This is a genomic window from Erwinia sp. MYb416, assembly GCF_037479575.1.
In the GTDB taxonomy this organism is placed as follows: Bacteria; Pseudomonadota; Gammaproteobacteria; order Enterobacterales; family Enterobacteriaceae; genus Erwinia; species Erwinia rhapontici.
Window position 1 is genome coordinate 1 of record NZ_JBBGYT010000322.1, and the last position, 817, is coordinate 817.

Consider the following 817-nt stretch of genomic DNA (forward strand, 5'->3'; position numbering starts at 1 on the left):
GAGCCTCGGCTGTGAAGATGTCGGCCGTCATGTGGCACTCGATAAACTGCTGGGGATGCGCAGTAAAGTGCTCCCGGCTGCGGGCGCGGTACTGGTATCCAGCCGCGCCAGCTATGAAATGGTGCAGAAATCTGCGATGTGCGGTGTTGAAATCCTGTTTGCCGTCTCAGCCGCGACACAACTGGCGGTGGAGGTGGCGCAGCGTTGCAATCTGACGCTGGTGGGCTTCAGTAAACCGGGGCGGGCAACGGTATATACGCATCCGCAGCGGCTGATTTAAGCCAGAACCACCCGCGGCAGCACCTGCTGTAAGGCGGCGAAAGCAGGCAGGATGGCCGCACTGCTGTCGGTGACGAGCGCGCTGACCTGCTCAATACTGGCATAATTCATGCGGCTGTTCAGGCCAAGTTTGCTGTGATCGGCCAGCAAAATCAGCCGCCCGGCTTGCCGGGTCATGGCGCGTGCGATGGCCGCTTCATGTGGCTGAAAACTACTGGCGCCGTGTTTGGCGTCCAGCCCGACCGGGGAGAGCACCGCGACGTCAGCGCGAAAGCGATAGATCTCACCCACGGTCAGTTCCCCGCGCGTCTCCTGCGCCCCGGCCAGCATATTGCCACCCAGCAGGATCACCTGATTATTCAGCGTTTCATGCTCTTCTGCGGCACAGAGTTTGAGAGCTGCGTTCAGGCTGTTGGTGATAATGGTCAGGCCGGACATCGAGCGCAATTCTTCGGCCAGCATGGTCGTGGTGCTTCCGGCATCGAGAAACACGGTCTGACCGGGCTCTAACAGCTGCGCGGCCGCGCGTGCGATGGCG

Annotated in this window: 2 protein-coding genes; one reads left to right on the forward strand and one right to left on the reverse strand. The window is 61.2% G+C overall.

The features are described 5' to 3' along the window. Positions 1-280 (forward strand): formate dehydrogenase accessory sulfurtransferase FdhD (locus tag WH277_RS03875; RefSeq protein ID WP_339504459.1); only part of this gene is annotated, 280 nt, incomplete at its 5' end. On the opposite strand, the gene WH277_RS03880 is transcribed toward WH277_RS03875, so the two are convergent. Continuing rightward, positions 277-817, reverse strand: a 541-nt coding sequence (locus WH277_RS03880; protein WP_339504461.1) for a DeoR/GlpR family DNA-binding transcription regulator, incomplete at its 5' end; no start/stop codon positions are given. The genes WH277_RS03875 and WH277_RS03880 overlap by 4 nt on opposite strands.